Raw genomic sequence first — 14,513 nt, forward strand, 5'->3', positions numbered from 1 at the left:
TGACCCCCAGGTTGGTTGAGCGGGTCGCCGCTACGTTTCCGCTTCGGGCTTCGCTCCTCAGCGTCAACTCACTCCATGTTGCCCGGGGGCCGAGCCCCCGGACCCCCACGGTGCCCTGGGTGCACCTCCCAGCGTTGTCCCGGGAGGCTGCCCGGGTTGTGCTTGAAGGGGCGGGTCGGGTGGCTGCTTCGGTGGTTGCGGTGTTTTGGGTGGCTTGTGGCATCGTTGCGCGGTGCGGATCTTGCTCGTGGAAGATGAACGGCGGCTCGCTGAGGCGCTGCGGGCTGGGCTGAGTGCTGAGGGCTATGCCGTCGATGTTGCCCACAACGGGCGGGATGCCCTCTGGCTCGCCACCGAGCACCCCTACTCCGCGATCATCCTCGACATCATGCTGCCCGGCCTGAACGGCTACCGCGTCTGTCGGCGGCTGCGCGACCAGGGCGACAGCACCCCCATCCTCATGCTCACCGCCAAGGACGGCGAGGACGACGAGATCGAAGCCCTCGACACCGGCGCCGACGACTTCCTGCCCAAGCCCTTCTCCTACGGCGTCCTGCTCTCGCGGCTGCGCGCCCTCATCCGGCGCGGCGGCGCCACCCGGCCGGGGGTCCTCAAGCTGGGTGACCTCGAACTCGACCAGGCCGGCCGGACGTGCCGGCGCGGCACCGCCGACATCACCCTCACCGGCAAGGAGTTCGCCCTCCTCGCCTACCTCATGCAACGGCCCGGGCAGGTCGTCACCAAGGCCGAGCTGCTCGACAACCTCTGGGACTTCGCCGCCTCCGCGACCGCCAACCTCGTCGAGGTCCACGTCAGCGCCCTGCGGCGCAAGCTCGGCGCCGAGACCATCCGGACGGTCCGCGGCGCCGGCTACCACGTGGCCGGCTCGGGTGCCTAACTTCCTTCGCTCCACCCGGTTCCGCGTCGCGGTGACGGCCTTCGCCGCCTCGGCCGTGGCGCTCGGGGCGGTGTCGCTGTGGTTCGTGCTCCAGGCGGAGAGCCGGCTCCGGAACGCCGCCACCCAGCTCGCCGACGCCCACGCCGACGCGATCGTCCAGCTCCTGAACACCGGCGCCCGGCCCGGCGACCTGACCCTGCTCGTGCGCGACTCGATCTACGAGGTCAAGGACCGCGCGGGCAAGAGCGTCGCGTCCTGCCCCGTCCTGAGCGGCGCCACCCTTACGGCGTACGACGCCGATGTCACTTTGCGGCCGTACGAGATCGACCGCGCCGACCAGCGGTCGGTGGGATGTGCTCCCGAGCTGCGCGGGCTCGACGACGACCTGACCCTGCACGTCGTCCACGCCACCAGCGGCGACAGCAGGTACCAGGTCTACGCCGGTGCGCAGCTCGACCCCGAAGGCCAGGCGGCCGTCGACTCCGTCCGGACCGTGCTCACCTTCGGCGTCCCCGCGGTCGCGCTGCTCATCGGCGTGATCGCGTGGCTCGCCGTCCGCCGGTCGCTGCGCCCGGTCGAGGCCATCCGCGGGGAGGTCGCCGAGATCGGCGCGCACGACCTGAGCCGCCGCGTCCCGGCGCCGCGCACCGGCGACGAGATCGCGCGCCTCGCCGGGACGATGAACACCATGCTCGCGCGGCTCGACGAAGCCGTCACGCGCCAGAGCCGGTTCACCTCCGACGCTTCGCACGAGCTGCGCACGCCGCTCGCCTCGCTGCGGACCCAGCTCGAAGTGCTGCTGGCCCACCCGGACCGGCTCGACTGGCGGCACTCCTGCGAGAACGCGCTGCTCGACGTCACCCGCCTGCAGGACCTCGTCGCCGACCTCGTGCTGCTCGGCAAGCTCGACCACGCCGGGCCGGACCGGCTCGAACCCGTGGCACTGTCCGAAGTGGTCCAGGCGGTCGCGGCCGGCCGGGCGGAGATCGAGATCCGCGGCGCGCCGGTGGTGCGCGGCCACCGGTCGCGGCTCGAACGGCTCCTCCGCAACCTCGTCGACAACGCCCGGCGGCACGCGGTGACCCGCGTCGCCGTCGAAGTGTCCACTGTGGACGGCTGGGCGGTGCTGTCGGTCACCGACGACGGGCCCGGCATCCCCGAAGCGGACCGCGAGCGCGTCTTCGACCGCTTCGTCCGCCTCGACGACGCGCGCGCCCGCGACGACGGCGGATCCGGGCTGGGCCTGGCGATCGTCGCCGACATCGCCCGCGCCCACGGCGGCACGGCCGCGGTCGAAGCCGGGAGCCGGTTCGTCGTCCGGCTCCCGGAGCTGAAGACGTCTTAAGCCGGCTTCAGGCTGCGTTCAGCGTCCGCGGCCGACGCTGCGGCCATGATCATCTCTTGGCGCCCCCTCGACCACGCCGAATACCGGGCGTCGTCGTGGTTCCCGGGTCTCACCGGCCTGCGCGCGCTGGCCGCGCTGGCCGTCGTGTTCTTCCACTACGGCGGCCCCCTCGTCGACCGGCTGCAGGGCTGGATCGCCGTCCAGCTGTTCTTCGTGCTGTCCGGCTTCCTCATCACCACGCTGGCGCTGCGCGAAGAGGACCGCACCGGCCGGATCTCGTTGCGTGACTTCTACGTCCGCCGCGTCTTCCGGATCATGCCGGTGTACTTCCTGCTGCTCGGCCTGACGGCGCTGGCGGTGACCCTCGCCGGGACGTACGCGAGCAGCAGGCTCGGCGACGCGATGCCGTACTACCTGACCTTCTTCAACGAAGTCGTCGACTTCAACACGCCGTACCCGACGTCGTGGTCGCTGGGCGTGGAGGAGAAGTTCTACCTCGTCTGGCCCGCGCTGCTCGTGCTGACGTCGCTGGCGAAATCCGGGAAGACCGCGCTGCGCCTGATGATCGGCGCCGGCGCGATCGGGATCGTGCTCGGTGTGCTGCCGCTGGCGCCGTCGCACCAGTGGGCGAGCCTGACGGTGCACTACGGCTCGCTGGTCGTCGGCTGCCTGCTCGGCCTGGCCCTGCACCACCCGCGCGGGTTCGCCGTGCTGCGGCCGCTGACCAGCCCGGCCGCGGGGGTGCTGGTCGCGCTGGGGTTCGGCGTGCTGCAGCTGTCGGTCAAGCCGCTCGGACGCTCGCTCGGCGGGAACTGGCAGTTCGTCGTCCCGATCTACGCGGTGGGCGCGGCGCTGCTGCTCGTCGCGGTCGTCTCCGCGGGCCCGGTGCGGCGGCTGCTCGCGAGCCGTCCGCTCACCTACATCGGTGACCGGTCCTACGCGCTCTACCTGGCCCAGACCGGGGCGGCGGGCGTGACCGGGCTCCTGCTGCCGACGGGACTGGCGAAGGCCGTCGCGACCTCCGCCGTCGCGCTGCTCTTCGCCTGCGGCTTGCGGCGCTGGGTCGAACTGCCCGCGATCGCCTTCGGCCGCCGGCTGGTGGCAAAAGGGGAGCGGGCCCCTGCCGAGGAACGACAGGGGCCCGCTCGGGTGAAATAGGGTCAGGCGAGAACCGTCTCCAGTGCCGTGTGCGGCAGGTCGTGCGCGACCGCGACCGGGCCGTTCGTCAGGGCGCCGGCGTGGGTGTTGAGGCCCTTGGCGAGCGCGGCGTCGGCCTGCAGGGCGGCCTTCCAGCCGTGCTCGGCCAGCTGTACGGCGTAAGGCAGCGTCACGTTCGTGAGGCCGTAGGTCGACGTCCGGGGCACCGCGCCCGGCATGTTCGCGACGCAGTAGAAGACGGACTCGTGCACGGTGTAGGTCGGCTCGTCGTGCGTGGTCGGGCGCGAGTCGGCGAAGCAACCACCCTGGTCGATCGCGATGTCGACGAGCACGCTGCCCGGCTTCATACGGGACACGAGCTCGTTCGAGACCAGCTTCGGCGCCTTCGCGCCCGGGACCAGCACCGCGCCGATGACCATGTCGGCCTGCAGCACGGACTCTTCGACCGAGAGCCGGTTCGACGTCACCGTGCGGATGCGGCCGCCGAAGTCGTTGTCGATCTGGCGGAGGCGGTCGACGTTGGTGTCCAGGATCTCGACGTCCGAGCCGAGGCCCAGCGCGACGCGGGCGGCGTTCAGGCCGGCGACGCCGCCGCCGATGACGACGACGCGCGCCGGGTGCACGCCCGGGATGCCGCCGGGCAGCACGCCGCGGCCGCCGCTCGGCTTCATCAGCGAGAACGCGCCGACCTGCGGGGCCAGCCGGCCCGCGACCTCGGACATCGGGGCGAGCAGCGGGAGCGCGCCGTTCGCGGTCTGCACGGTTTCGTAGGCGATCGCGGTGGTGCCGGCGGCCAGCAGCGCGTCGGTCAGCGGCCGGTCGGCGGCGATGTGCAGGTAGGTGAAGAGGACCTGGTCGGCGCGCAGCCGCGGGTACTCCTCGGCGATCGGCTCCTTGACCTTGAGGACCAGCTCGCCCTCGGCCCAGGTCTCTTCGGCGGTGGCGAGGATCTTCGCGCCGGCGGCGACGTACTCGTCGTCGGAGATGGACGAGCCGATGCCCGCGCCGGTCTCGACGAAGACGTCGTGCCCGCGGCCGACCAGCTCGTGCACCCCGGCCGGGGTCAGCGCGACCCGGTACTCGTGCCTCTTGATTTCACGGGGGACAGCGATACGCACGGTCGGCCTCCTGGGTCGGTCTGCGTCCGGATTCGGTGCGGTGGTGCCACTCACGGTGAGCCACCCGGACGGCGGTGTCATCGTGCTGTGCGGACATTTCTTCGCCGTTATCGTGGTGCTACGCGGACAAGAACGTTGACTTCGACCGCGCTGGAGGTTGCAGCGTGGAGCCATGAGAGCTGTGTGGTTGCGGGAGTTCGGCGGGCCGGAAGTGCTGGAGCCGGGTGACGCGCCGGACCCTGTCCCCGGGCTCGGCCAGGTGCTGGTCGAGGTGGCGTTCGCGAACACCACGTTCGTCGAGACGCAGGTGCGGGCCGGGACGGGACCGTTCCGGCCGCCGTTGCCGATCGTCCCCGGCAACGGCGTCGGCGGCGTGATCAGCGCGGTCGGCCCGGGCGCCGATCCGGGGCTCGCCGGACAGCGGGTGGTGACGTCGACCGGCGGCTCCGGCGGGTACGCCCAGCGCGTCGCGGTGGACGCGTCGGCGGTGTTCGCGGTGCCGGACGCGCTGGCGCTCGACGCGGCGGTGGCGCTGCTCGCGGACGGCCGGACCGCGACGGGCTTGGTCCATGCCACCAGCGTGCGGCCCGGCGATCGAGTCCTGGTCGAGGCCGCGGCGGGCGGCGTCGGCGGCCTGCTGGTGCAGCTGGCGAAGGCGGCGGGCGCCACGGTGGTCGGCGCGGCGGGCGGGCCGGCGAAGGTGGCTCACGTCCTCGGCGCGGACGAGGTCGTCGACTACCTGGCCCCGGACTGGGCGTCTTCGGTGGGCGAGGTCGACGTCGTCTTCGACGGCGTGGGCGGGGCGATCGGCACGGCGGCGTTCGGGTCGCTGCGGCCGGGCGGCCGGATGGCGGTGTACGGCCTCGCGGGCGGTTCGTGGGCGGAGGTGTCCGAAGCGGACGCCGCTTCGCGGGGTGTCTCGCTGGTGCGCTCGATCGGGAGCCCGGCGGAGATGCGGGCGTTCACGGAGTCGGCGCTGTCGGAAGCCGCGGCCGGACGGCTCGTGCCGGTGATCGGGCAGCGGTTCCCGCTGGAGAAGGCCGCGGACGCCCACGCGGCGATGGAGTCCCGCACCACGATCGGCAAGACGCTGCTGGTCGCCTGAGAGCGCCAGCGAGCCCACCTTACGCCGTAAGATGACTTACGTCGTAAGGTGGGCTTGCCGGTACTTCGCGAGAGGGTCAGGCGCGGTAGGCCGACCAGGAGCTGTTCATCCGCGTGGCCTGGCCCGCGGTGAACTCGTACATGCAGCTGTCGTAGCTGTAGTCCATGAAGTTGTGGACCGGGTCCTTGCCCGCCGAGGTGCACGTGTCCTTGCTGGCCGGGCACCCGGACGTCGCCGTCGCTTCGGCCGGGGTGTCCGAGACGTAGTCGCCCGAACCGGAGCAGCCGCCCTGGAACGTGTGGTACAGCCCCATCCAGTGGCCGACCTCGTGGGTGGCCGTGTCGCCCTCGTTGTAGTTGGTCGCCGACCGGCCGGGCAGCGACTCGTCCAGGATCACGACGCCGTCCAGCTTCGGCTGCGAGCTGTAGTTCGAGGGGAACGTCGCCCAGCCGAGCAGGTCGTCACCGAGGTTGGCGGTGTAGATGTTCAGCGCGTTCTTGCCGCCCTTGCGCAGCGCGTTCTTCATGTTCCGCTCGGCGGACGTGCCGTCGGTGATGCCGTTGTACCAGGTGGAGTTGTTGGTGTAGTCGGTGCTCGTCAGCGTGAAGCTGAAGCCGCTGGACGCGTACGCGCTGTTGAGCACGGAGATCTGCTTGGTGATGGCCGACGCCGGCAGGTTGCCGGTCGAGCCGCTGGTGATCACGTGGAAGTAGACCGGGATCGACACCGCCGACGGCGCCTTCAGCGCGGTGCGCTTGCCGGCGAGCTTGCTCTGCAGGTCCGCGTCCATGCGGGCCGCTTCGGCGGGCGACAGGCTGTCGGCGTGGCCGTCCTTGCCGCGGTCCGCGGCGTGGGTGGGGGTGAAGCAGTCGCCGGCCGGGGCGGCGACGGCGCTCCCGGCGGTGGTGCCCGGGACGACCAGGGCGACCAGGGAGAGTGCGGACACCGCACCCAGCTTGACGGCCCTGCGAACCCGCTCGGAACTGCTCATGGACACTCCTCTGCGCCGGCCCGGCTACCCCGGGTGCTGCGAAGAAGGTGCGTCAGGCGATCACCGGAATCCACCATCTTTCGGCTGGAAAAGACAATCGGAACGTTCGGCGCGATCCATGCGGAGTAGTGCATAGGTCATGGAATGGGCCGAATGGCGCAGTCAGCTCCAGCGCAGCGCGACCAGCTGGGTGATCAGGGCCAGCCGGACGTCGGGGTCGTCGAGGTCCAGTGGCACCAGTTCGAGGAGCTTGCGCATCCGGTACCGCAGGGTGTTCGGGTGGATCCGCAGCTCGCGCGCCGCCGCACGCGGGTCGCCGGGGTGGCGCAGCCATTCGTAGAGCGTCTCGACGTAGCCGGCCTTGCCCGTTTCGTCGTGCGCGCGCAGAGCGCCCAGCGGGCCGAGCTCCGCGACTTTGGCGGCGGCCGCCGCGGTCGCGCCGCGATGCAGCGTCAACGCCGTCCAGGCTTCGTCGAAGGTGACCACGCGCTCGTCGAGGATCTCCGCGCGCAGCAGGCCGAGGGCTTCGTCGGCCTGGCGGCGCGAGGCCGAGAGGTCGCCGATCTCGCCGGGAGCGCCGGCCGCGGCGCGCGGGGCGCCACTGCGACGGGACGGCCCCGTCGCGACAAGGGCGTCGCGCAGTTCCGCCCAGCCGCCGGGGCCCGGCCGGTCCGGGACCACGGCGTAGAGCAGCCCGCCCAGCTCGGTCGCGACCGGACGGCGCCCGATGCCCTGGGAGATCCGTTCGAGCAGGGCGAGCCGCAGGCCCTCGGCGTCACGGCCGTCGCCGCCGGTGACCTCGATGACGACCACCCGGTGCGGTTCGTCGGACAGGTCCAGCTCGGCCATCGCCTTGCGCGGGTTCGCCCGGCCTTCGAGCACCCCGCGCAGCAGCTCGGCCGACGCTCGGCGCTGCGCGTCGGTGTGCGCGCGCCGGCGCAGCAGGTGCAGCGCGACGACCGGGGCGGCGTCGGCGAAGGCGGCCGCGCGCTCGTCGGACACCGGCCCGGCGACGACCGCCCACATCGACCCGAGCAGCTCGCCGCCCATCCGGATCGGCACGATCAGCCGCGGCAGGGTGCCGTCGCGCTGGGCCGGGACGAAGATCGTCTGCCGGCCGCGGGACAGCTCGCGGAACACCCCGCGCGAGCGGAACCGCGCGAGGACGTCGTCGGGGATGCGGCGGCCCATGATCGTGGCGACGCGCGCGGGGTCGGTGAGGTCCTGGCGCGCGGAGTAGGCGAGCACGCGCGAGTTGGTGTCCTCGATGGTCACCGGGGCGTCCACGACGGAGGCGACGGCGTCGGCCAGCCGGAACAGGTCGCCGGAACCGGGATCGAGGTCCTCGGACTCGTCGGCGAGGGCGTCGAGGACGGTCCGCAGCAGCCACACCAGCTGGGCCCACGACGTCGCGGCGTGCACCTGGACGAGCGCGACGCCGCTGGCCTTCGCGGCCCGCTTGACGGCGGGCTTCGCGGCGAGCGGCGGCTTGAGCAGCACGGCGGCGGCGCCCTGTTCGGCACTGCGCTTCACCAGCTCGGCGGCGTCTTCGGGGCCGGTGGTGGCGACGCCGAGCACGAGATCCCCGGCGGCGACGGCCCCGCCGGGTTCGGCGATCACGACATCGGCGACGGCGGGCGACTCGTCGGGCAGCTGCAGCGCGTGGAGCAGCGTCGGCCCCACCCGGTCGACCACGCTGCGCACCGAGACCACGGGATCATTCTGGCCGAGAAACCCCTGGACGGCTCGGTAGGGTCGGACGGGTGAGCGAACCGCGGCGGATCGTCGAATCCGGCTACGACAGCTCGGCCGAGCGGTACCTCGAATGGAGCGCGCGGATCGCGGACGATCCCCGGCTGCGCTTCCTGGCCGAGCTGACCGGCCGCCTCGCCGACGGCGCGGAAGTGCTCGACCTCGGCTGCGGCGCGGGCGTGCCGTGCACGAAGCTGCTCGCCGAACGACACGACGTCCTCGGCGTCGACGTCTCCGCGACCCAGCTCGAACTCGCGCGGCGCAGCGTCCCCGGGGCGCGGTTCGAGAAGGCGGACATGACGGCGGTGTCCTTTCCGGACAACAGCTTCGACGCCGTGACGGCGTTCTACTCCGTGCTGCACGTCCCTCGCGAAGAGCAGGGCGCGCTCTTCGCGAGGATCGCGCGCTGGCTGCGGCCGGGTGGCTGGTTCCTCGCCGCGCTCGGGTGCAGCGAGGCGAACGGCGTCGAGGACGACTGGCTCGGCACACCCATGTTCTTCAGCAGCCACGCACCCGACGTCAACCGGCGCCTGCTCGCCGAAGCCGGGTTCGCCCTGGTCGTCGACGAGCCCGTGACCATGCACGAACCCGAGGGCGCGGCCACCTTCCACTGGGTCCTCGCGCGCCGCTAGACCTCGTGCGGCTTGCGCGCGTCGATGTCCTCCGGGGTGTACTGCTCGCGTTTCGTGGTGAGCGCCCAGCGGTGGCCGTCCGGGTCGACGACCCGGCCGTAGCGCTCGCCGAAGAACATCTCCGTCACCGGGGCCTCCACCGTCGCGCCCGCGAAGACCGCGCGTCGCGCGAGGTCGTCCGGGTCGGCGGTCTCCAGCGTCAGCAGCAGCGGGGTCCCGCCGATCGTCGACGGCGCCAGCGCGTCCAGCGCCGCGATTTCCTGGCTCACCAGCAGCCGCGCGTCGCCGACCGCCAGCTCCACGAACAGCACCGTGCCGTCCGGCAGGACCGTGCGGAACAGCTCCACCGCGCCGAACGCCCGGCCGTAGAAGGAAAGCGCCGTCTCGACGTCCTTCACGAACAGGTGCGGCACCAGGCCGAGCGGGCGGCTCACGCCGACTCCGGACGCGCCAGCAGGCCCGCGTCGTCCGCCGCGGCGACGAGCCGGCGCAACGAAGCAGCCTCACGCGAAGCAGCTTCGCGGCCGGCCGGCGTGATGCGGTAGTAGCGGCGCCGGGAGTCTTCGCCCGGCAGCTCCTCGGCCAGTCCGTCGGCGGCCAGCCGGGTCAGCGTCCGGTAGAGCGTGCCCGGGCCGAGCTGGACCTCGCCGCCCGTGACCTCGGCGACGAACCCCATGATCCCGTAGCCGTGCGCGCGCCCGCCCGGCCCGGCGGCCAGGGCCAGGAGCACCTGGAAAGCCGCGGGGGTGAGCGGGTTGCCGTCGGCCATGCGAGCAGCCTACACTCCGCCCTGGTTATATCCATGGTGGATATAGAGAGAGGCGGGGTCATGCCCATCCAAGGGGTCAGCAAGGTCGTCGTCGGGGTCGAGGACCAGGCGCGTGCCAAGGAGTTCTGGTCCGGGACCGTCGGGTTCGCGGTGACCACCGACGTGCCCTACGACGACCAGGGGCACCGCTGGGTCGAGGTGACCGCCCCGAACGGGACGATCCTCGTGCTCAGCGAGAACCCCGAGGACCGCCGCCGCTTCGGCGAGAACGACCAGCTGCCGACGTCGAACTTCTTCTTCCACGCCGACGACGTCGAGAAGACGTACGAGGAACTGTCGGCGAAGGGCGTGGAGTTCCCGTCGAAGCCGGAGAAGCAGCCGTGGGGCTGGTGGTCGATGTTCGTCGACTCCGAGGGGAACCGCTTCGCGCTGCAGCAGCGCGACTAGCGCGACAAGACCGCGCTCAGGACCCGCCACAGCTCGCCGGCGGGGTCCTCGACCGGCTCCTTCGCCCGCCACGCGACGACGCCGTCCGGGCGCACGAGCGAAGCGCCGCCCGCCGAAAGGCCGTACCTCGCGGCGAAGAGGCCGTCGTCGATGACGTGGCAGTCGAGGCCGACGCCGGTCTCGGCCGCGACGTCGGCGGCGGCGTGCTCCCACTCGCCTCCGGTGCACAGCAGCACCCACGAGTGCCCGAGCAAGTCCACAGTGGACGCCAGACCCGGGGCCCGGAAACCGGGACGTCCGGTCGGCGCGTGGATGTCCTCCACCCGCGACCCGTCGTCCGGCTCCTCGGACAGCACGGCGGACGAGCGGTACCGGAACCCGAGGATGGCGTTCAGCATGTCCTCCGGCTCGGTGATCCCCGTGACGTCGAGGCCGGGGTGCATCCGCTGCTTCATGTTGTGCAGCGAGGTGTCGATGATCATCCGCGCGATCGGCCGCCGCTCGGCCTCGTACGTGTCGAGCAGCGCCGGACCCGCCTCGCCGCGCAGCACCGCGGCCAGCTTCCACGCGATGTCCGCGCTGTCGCCGACCGCGGTGTTGCCGCCCTGGCCGCCGGTCGGCGGCGTCACCTTCGCCGCGTCGCCGGCGAGGAACACCCGCCCGGCGCGGAACCGGTCCGCCAGCCGCGCGGCGATCTCCCACGAGCCGGTCCAGACGATCTCCGGCTCGAGATCGGGCAGGTCGGTGGCCGCGCGGATCATCGACACGAGCCGGTCGTGGCCGAAGTCGGCCGGGCTCTCGCCGCGGTCCGGGAAGTAGTCCGGCGCGAAGACGTACCGGTTCGGCACGTCGGTGTTGACCAGCCCGGCCGTGAAGTCCGGGTGCTGCAGGTAGAAGAGGTCGGTCACGCCCGGCTGGACGCGGTCGCCGAGGTCGGCGTCGAACACGACGCCGAGGCAGTGGCTCAGCGCGTCCATCCCGGTGGTCCCGATGCCGAGCCGCTGCCGGATGCCGCTGCGCCCGCCGTCCGCGGCGACGACGTAGTCCGCGCGCACGACCGTCTCTTCGCCCGAGTCGCGGTGCCGCAGCGTCGCGGTGACGCCGTCGTCGTCCTGCGTCAGGTCGACGAGCTCGGTCCGGAACCGGACCCGTGCGCCGGCTTTCTCGGCGTGAGCCAGCAGGATCGGCTCGACGACGTCCTGGCCGGCCATGCCGGCGGGCATCGTCGTCGAGGCCGAGACGTCGAACTCGCTGCCGTCTTCCATGAGCCGGTGCAGGACGCGGCCGGCCAGGCTGGTCGCCACGGTGATCCGCAGCCCCCGCGAGGCCCGCGGGCTCACCTGCAGCACCTCGCGGTCGATTCCTGCCCAGTGGAACAGCTCCATCGTGCGCCAGTTCTGCCCGGCGGCCCGTGAGTGGACCGACGTTCCGGCGTGCCGTTCGACCGTCAGGACGTCCACTCCTTCCCGGGCCAGGAACAGCGACGCCGACAGTCCGCCCAGCCCGGCCCCCACGACCAGCACCTGTACTCGCTCCATCAGAACTTCCTCCCAGTCTGTGAATCTCCCTGATCGAATATCTTAGACACAGAGATATCGGCCGGGCAAGGGCGTAGGCTCCCAGGAAGTGGGAGCGGTTGGGTACTCCGTTCGGCCGAAGTAGCTTCGGACTCCAGCGATCCCCCTTGAGCCGCAAGGAGAAAACGATGAGCGCGGACGACACCTCGGCGTGGTCCTTCGAGACCAGGCAGATCCACGCGGGCGCCGCGCCGGATCCGGCCACCGGCGCGCGGGCGACGCCGATCTACCAGACGACGTCGTACGTCTTCCGCGACAGCCAGCACGGCGCCGACCTGTTCAGCCTCGCCGAGCCCGGCAACATCTACACGCGGATCATGAACCCGACGCAGGACGTGCTGGAGCAGCGCGTCGCGTCGCTCGAAGGGGGCGTCGCGGCGCTGGCGTTCGCGTCCGGCTCGGCCGCGACCACGGCGGCGATCCTGAACCTCGCGGGCGCGGGCGACCACTTCGTCTCGAGCCAGTCGCTCTACGGCGGCACCTACAACCTCTTCCACTACACGCTGCCGAAGCTCGGCATCGAGGTCACGTTCATCGACGACCAGGACGACCTCGAGCAGTGGCGCGCCGCCGTCCGGCCGAACACGAAGTTCTTCTTCGCCGAGACGCTCGCCAACCCGGGCAGCAACGTCCTCGACATCCGCGGCGTCGCCGACACCGCGCACGAGGCCGGCGTCCCGCTGCTGGTCGACAACACCATTCCCACGCCTTACCTCGTAAGACCGATCGAGCACGGCGCCGACGTCGTGATCCACTCCGCCACCAAGTACCTCGGCGGCCACGGCACGACGATCGCCGGCGTCCTGGTCGACGGCGGCACGTTCGACTTCGGCAAGGACCCGGCCAAGTTCCCGGGCTTCAATGAGCCGGACCCGAGCTACCACGGCCTGAAGTACTGGGAGGCGCTCGGCCCGGGCGCGTACGCCGCGAAGGCGCGCGTCCAGATCCTGCGCGACACCGGGGCGGCCATCGCGCCGCTCAACAGCTTCCTGATCCTGCAGGGCATCGAGACGCTGTCGCTGCGCGTCGAGCGGCACGTTCAGAACGCGCAGGCGCTCGCCGAGTGGCTCGAGCAGCGCGACGAGGTCGAGAAGGTGTACTACGCCGGCCTGCCGTCGAGCCCCTTCTACGCGGCCAAGCAGAAGTACCTGCCGCGCGGCGCGGGCGCGGTCCTGGCGTTCGACCTGCGCGGCGGCGTCGAGGCGGGCCGGAAGTTCGTCGACGGCACCGAACTGCACAGCCAGCTGGTGAACCTCGGCGACGTCCGCAGCCTGATCGTGCACCCCGCGTCGACCACCCACAGCCAGCTCTCGGCGGAGGAGCAGCTCGCCAGCGGCGTGACGCCGGGCCTGGTCCGGATCGCCGTCGGGCTGGAGGGGATCGAGGACCTCAAGGCCGACCTGGAGGCCGGATTCCGGGCGGCCAAGGCGGAACTGTGACGGCTGGCCCCGTCACCGGCGCCTGGCGGATCGGTGATCCGCCGGGCCGCCGGAAGTTCGTCACCGGCCCCGGCGCGCTCGCGCTGGAGGCCGGTGGCGTGCTGCCTTCGTTAACGCTCGCTTACGAGACGTGGGGGACGCTGAACTCCGACGCGTCCAACGCGGTCCTCGTCGAGCACGCGCTGACCGGCGACAGCCACGCGGCCGGGCCGCCGGCGCCGGGGCACCCCAGCGCGGGCTGGTGGGACGGGCTGATCGGGCCCGGGAAAGCCCTGGACACCGACGAGTTCTTCGTCGTGGTCCCGAACGTGCTGGGCGGCTGCCAGGGTTCGACCGGGCCGTCGTCACCCGATCCGGACGGGACGCCGTGGGGCAGCCGGTTCCCGGTCGTGACGGTGCGGGACCAGGTGGCTTCGGAGGCGATCTTGGCCGACCACCTGGGCATCGAGCGCTGGGCGGCCGTCGTCGGCGGGTCGATGGGCGGGATGCGCGCGCTGGAGTGGGCGGTGACGTTGCCCTCGCGGGTGGCGTCGGTGCTCGTGCTGGCGTCGACCGCGCGGGCGTCGGCCGAGCAGATCGCCTGGGCGGCGCCGCAGCTGCACGCCATCCGCAGCGACCCGTTCTTCCACGGCGGCGACTACTATTCGGCAGCGTCGGGGCCCCAGGCCGGGCTCGGGATCGCCCGGCGGATCGCGCACGTCACCTACCGCAGCGAGCCGGAGCTGGCCCAGCGGTTCGGCCGCGCGTACCAAGGTGACGAGGACCCGTTGCGGGGCGGGCGGTTCGCCGTCGAGTCCTATTTGGACCACCACGCCGGCAAGCTGGCGCGCCGGTTCGACGCGAACAGCTACGTCGTGCTGACGGAGTCGATGAACACCCACGACGTCGGCCGGGATCGCGGCGGTGTCGCGGCGGCTTTGGGCCGGGTGACCGCCCGCGCGGTGATCGGCGGGGTGGACAGCGACCGGCTCTACCCGCTGTACCAGTCGGCGGAGATCGCGGCGGGGATCCCGGGAACGTCGGAGCCGTCGGTGGTTTCCTCGCCGTACGGCCACGACTCGTTCCTCATCGAGACCGATCAGATCGCCGCCCTGGCGAAGGCGCTTCTGGGCTAGTCACGCGCTCTCCCAGGCGTACCAAGGTGTTCGCGACTCGTCGTGACGCGTCGGCGGCGTAGTCGCCGAGGCGTCCGGCGGCGCGGTCGGAGAGCTTCGCGACCCGCCAGGCCACGTCGTCCGCGCGATCGGCGGCCTCGTCGCCCACCGTGGCGATCCGGTCGGCG

At 72.1% G+C, this 14,513-nt stretch carries 14 protein-coding genes; 8 read left to right on the forward strand and 6 right to left on the reverse strand.

All coding sequences use genetic code 11. From position 1 onward, the window contains the following. Positions 1 to 232 precede the first annotated feature (232 nt). From ABZ342_RS31855 to ABZ342_RS31865, 3 genes are read left to right on the forward strand one after another with little or no spacing between them, the layout of a single operon-like run. Complete coding sequence (locus tag ABZ342_RS31855) at positions 233 to 898, forward strand: response regulator transcription factor (RefSeq protein WP_155541145.1); 666 nt, start codon at positions 233 to 235, stop codon at positions 896 to 898. Next, positions 891 to 2,243 carry an ATP-binding protein gene (locus tag ABZ342_RS31860; RefSeq protein WP_360480763.1) on the forward strand — a complete coding sequence of 451 codons (1,353 nt, stop codon included), beginning with the start codon at positions 891 to 893 and terminating at the stop codon, positions 2,241 to 2,243. Before ABZ342_RS31855 ends, ABZ342_RS31860 begins: the two co-directional genes overlap by 8 nt. Positions 2,244 to 2,288: 45 nt before the next feature. Further along, entirely contained in the window at positions 2,289 to 3,401 is a 1,113-nt protein-coding gene (locus tag ABZ342_RS31865) for an acyltransferase (RefSeq protein ID WP_360480766.1), read from the forward strand. Between the two features lie 2 nt (positions 3,402 to 3,403). Here the strand turns inward: ABZ342_RS31865 and ald are convergent, their stop codons facing one another. Beyond that, positions 3,404 to 4,519: an alanine dehydrogenase gene (gene ald, locus ABZ342_RS31870; protein WP_155541148.1), complete on the reverse strand. Its 1,116-nt coding sequence runs from the start codon at positions 4,517 to 4,519 to the stop codon at positions 3,404 to 3,406. A 172-nt stretch (positions 4,520 to 4,691) separates the two neighbouring features. On the opposite strand from ald, the gene ABZ342_RS31875 reads away from it, so the two are divergent. After that, positions 4,692 to 5,624, forward strand: a complete 933-nt coding sequence (locus ABZ342_RS31875) for a zinc-binding dehydrogenase (RefSeq protein WP_360480769.1) — start codon at positions 4,692 to 4,694, stop codon at positions 5,622 to 5,624. A gap of 76 nt (positions 5,625 to 5,700) precedes the next feature. Here the strand turns inward: ABZ342_RS31875 and ABZ342_RS31880 are convergent, their stop codons facing one another. Further along, a complete protein-coding gene (locus ABZ342_RS31880; RefSeq protein ID WP_155541150.1) occupies positions 5,701 to 6,615 on the reverse strand; it encodes a zinc metalloprotease in 915 nt (304 codons plus the stop codon). Between the two features lie 162 nt (positions 6,616 to 6,777). Beyond that, the gene (locus tag ABZ342_RS31885) at positions 6,778 to 8,328 is read right to left on the reverse strand and encodes a helix-turn-helix domain-containing protein (protein ID WP_360480773.1); all 1,551 of its coding nucleotides are present in this window, start codon (positions 8,326 to 8,328) and stop codon (positions 6,778 to 6,780) included. Positions 8,329 to 8,378: 50 nt separating this feature from the next. Here ABZ342_RS31885 and ABZ342_RS31890 point away from each other — a divergent pair, with 50 nt between their 5' ends. Beyond that, positions 8,379 to 8,999 (forward strand): methyltransferase domain-containing protein, encoded by a 621-nt coding sequence (locus ABZ342_RS31890; protein WP_360480776.1) that lies wholly within the window; start codon positions 8,379 to 8,381, stop codon positions 8,997 to 8,999. On the opposite strand, the gene ABZ342_RS31895 is transcribed toward ABZ342_RS31890, so the two are convergent. Both ABZ342_RS31895 and ABZ342_RS31900 read right to left on the reverse strand, forming a co-directional pair. Continuing rightward, on the reverse strand, positions 8,996 to 9,433 hold the full coding sequence (locus ABZ342_RS31895; protein ID WP_155541153.1) for a VOC family protein: 438 nt from the start codon (positions 9,431 to 9,433) through the stop codon (positions 8,996 to 8,998). The genes ABZ342_RS31890 and ABZ342_RS31895 overlap by 4 nt on opposite strands. Beyond that, on the reverse strand, positions 9,430 to 9,768 hold the full coding sequence (locus tag ABZ342_RS31900; protein ID WP_360480779.1) for a helix-turn-helix transcriptional regulator: 339 nt from the start codon (positions 9,766 to 9,768) through the stop codon (positions 9,430 to 9,432). The genes ABZ342_RS31895 and ABZ342_RS31900 overlap by 4 nt, the downstream gene beginning before the upstream one ends. Positions 9,769 to 9,828: 60 nt before the next feature. Between ABZ342_RS31900 and ABZ342_RS31905 the strand changes: the two genes are divergently transcribed. Then, positions 9,829 to 10,215 (forward strand): VOC family protein, encoded by a 387-nt coding sequence (locus tag ABZ342_RS31905; protein ID WP_360480782.1) that lies wholly within the window; start codon positions 9,829 to 9,831, stop codon positions 10,213 to 10,215. On the opposite strand, the gene rdmE is transcribed toward ABZ342_RS31905, so the two are convergent. Continuing rightward, on the reverse strand, positions 10,212 to 11,753 hold the full coding sequence (rdmE, locus tag ABZ342_RS31910) for an aklavinone 12-hydroxylase RdmE (protein WP_360480785.1): 1,542 nt from the start codon (positions 11,751 to 11,753) through the stop codon (positions 10,212 to 10,214). The two genes, ABZ342_RS31905 and rdmE, sit on opposite strands and share 4 nt — an antisense overlap. A 167-nt stretch (positions 11,754 to 11,920) precedes the next feature. Here rdmE and ABZ342_RS31915 point away from each other — a divergent pair, with 167 nt between their 5' ends. Beyond that, entirely contained in the window at positions 11,921 to 13,231 is a 1,311-nt protein-coding gene (locus ABZ342_RS31915; protein WP_155541157.1) for a bifunctional o-acetylhomoserine/o-acetylserine sulfhydrylase, read from the forward strand. Beyond that, positions 13,228 to 14,346 (forward strand): homoserine O-acetyltransferase, encoded by a 1,119-nt coding sequence (locus ABZ342_RS31920; protein ID WP_360480788.1) that lies wholly within the window; start codon positions 13,228 to 13,230, stop codon positions 14,344 to 14,346. Before ABZ342_RS31915 ends, ABZ342_RS31920 begins: the two co-directional genes overlap by 4 nt. The last annotated feature ends 167 nt before the right edge of the window (positions 14,347 to 14,513 follow it).

It is taken from the genome of Amycolatopsis sp. NPDC005961 (assembly GCF_040629235.1).
Classification (GTDB): domain Bacteria; phylum Actinomycetota; class Actinomycetes; order Mycobacteriales; family Pseudonocardiaceae; genus Amycolatopsis; species Amycolatopsis camponoti.

Excerpts from the sequence above, each read along its gene's own strand:
- ABZ342_RS31865 (WP_360480766.1), top strand. The coding sequence starts at position 2,289 with ATGATCATCTCTTGGCGCCCCCTCGACCACGCCGAATACCGGGCGTCG.
- ABZ342_RS31875 (WP_360480769.1), top strand. The coding sequence starts at position 4,692 with ATGAGAGCTGTGTGGTTGCGGGAGTTCGGCGGGCCGGAAGTGCTGGAG.
- ABZ342_RS31880 (WP_155541150.1), bottom strand. The coding sequence starts at position 6,615 with ATGAGCAGTTCCGAGCGGGTTCGCAGGGCCGTCAAGCTGGGTGCGGTG.
- ABZ342_RS31900 (WP_360480779.1), bottom strand. The coding sequence starts at position 9,768 with ATGGCCGACGGCAACCCGCTCACCCCCGCGGCTTTCCAGGTGCTCCTG.
- ABZ342_RS31905 (WP_360480782.1), top strand. The coding sequence starts at position 9,829 with ATGCCCATCCAAGGGGTCAGCAAGGTCGTCGTCGGGGTCGAGGACCAG.
- rdmE (WP_360480785.1), bottom strand. The coding sequence starts at position 11,753 with ATGGAGCGAGTACAGGTGCTGGTCGTGGGGGCCGGGCTGGGCGGACTG.
- ABZ342_RS31915 (WP_155541157.1), top strand. The coding sequence starts at position 11,921 with ATGAGCGCGGACGACACCTCGGCGTGGTCCTTCGAGACCAGGCAGATC.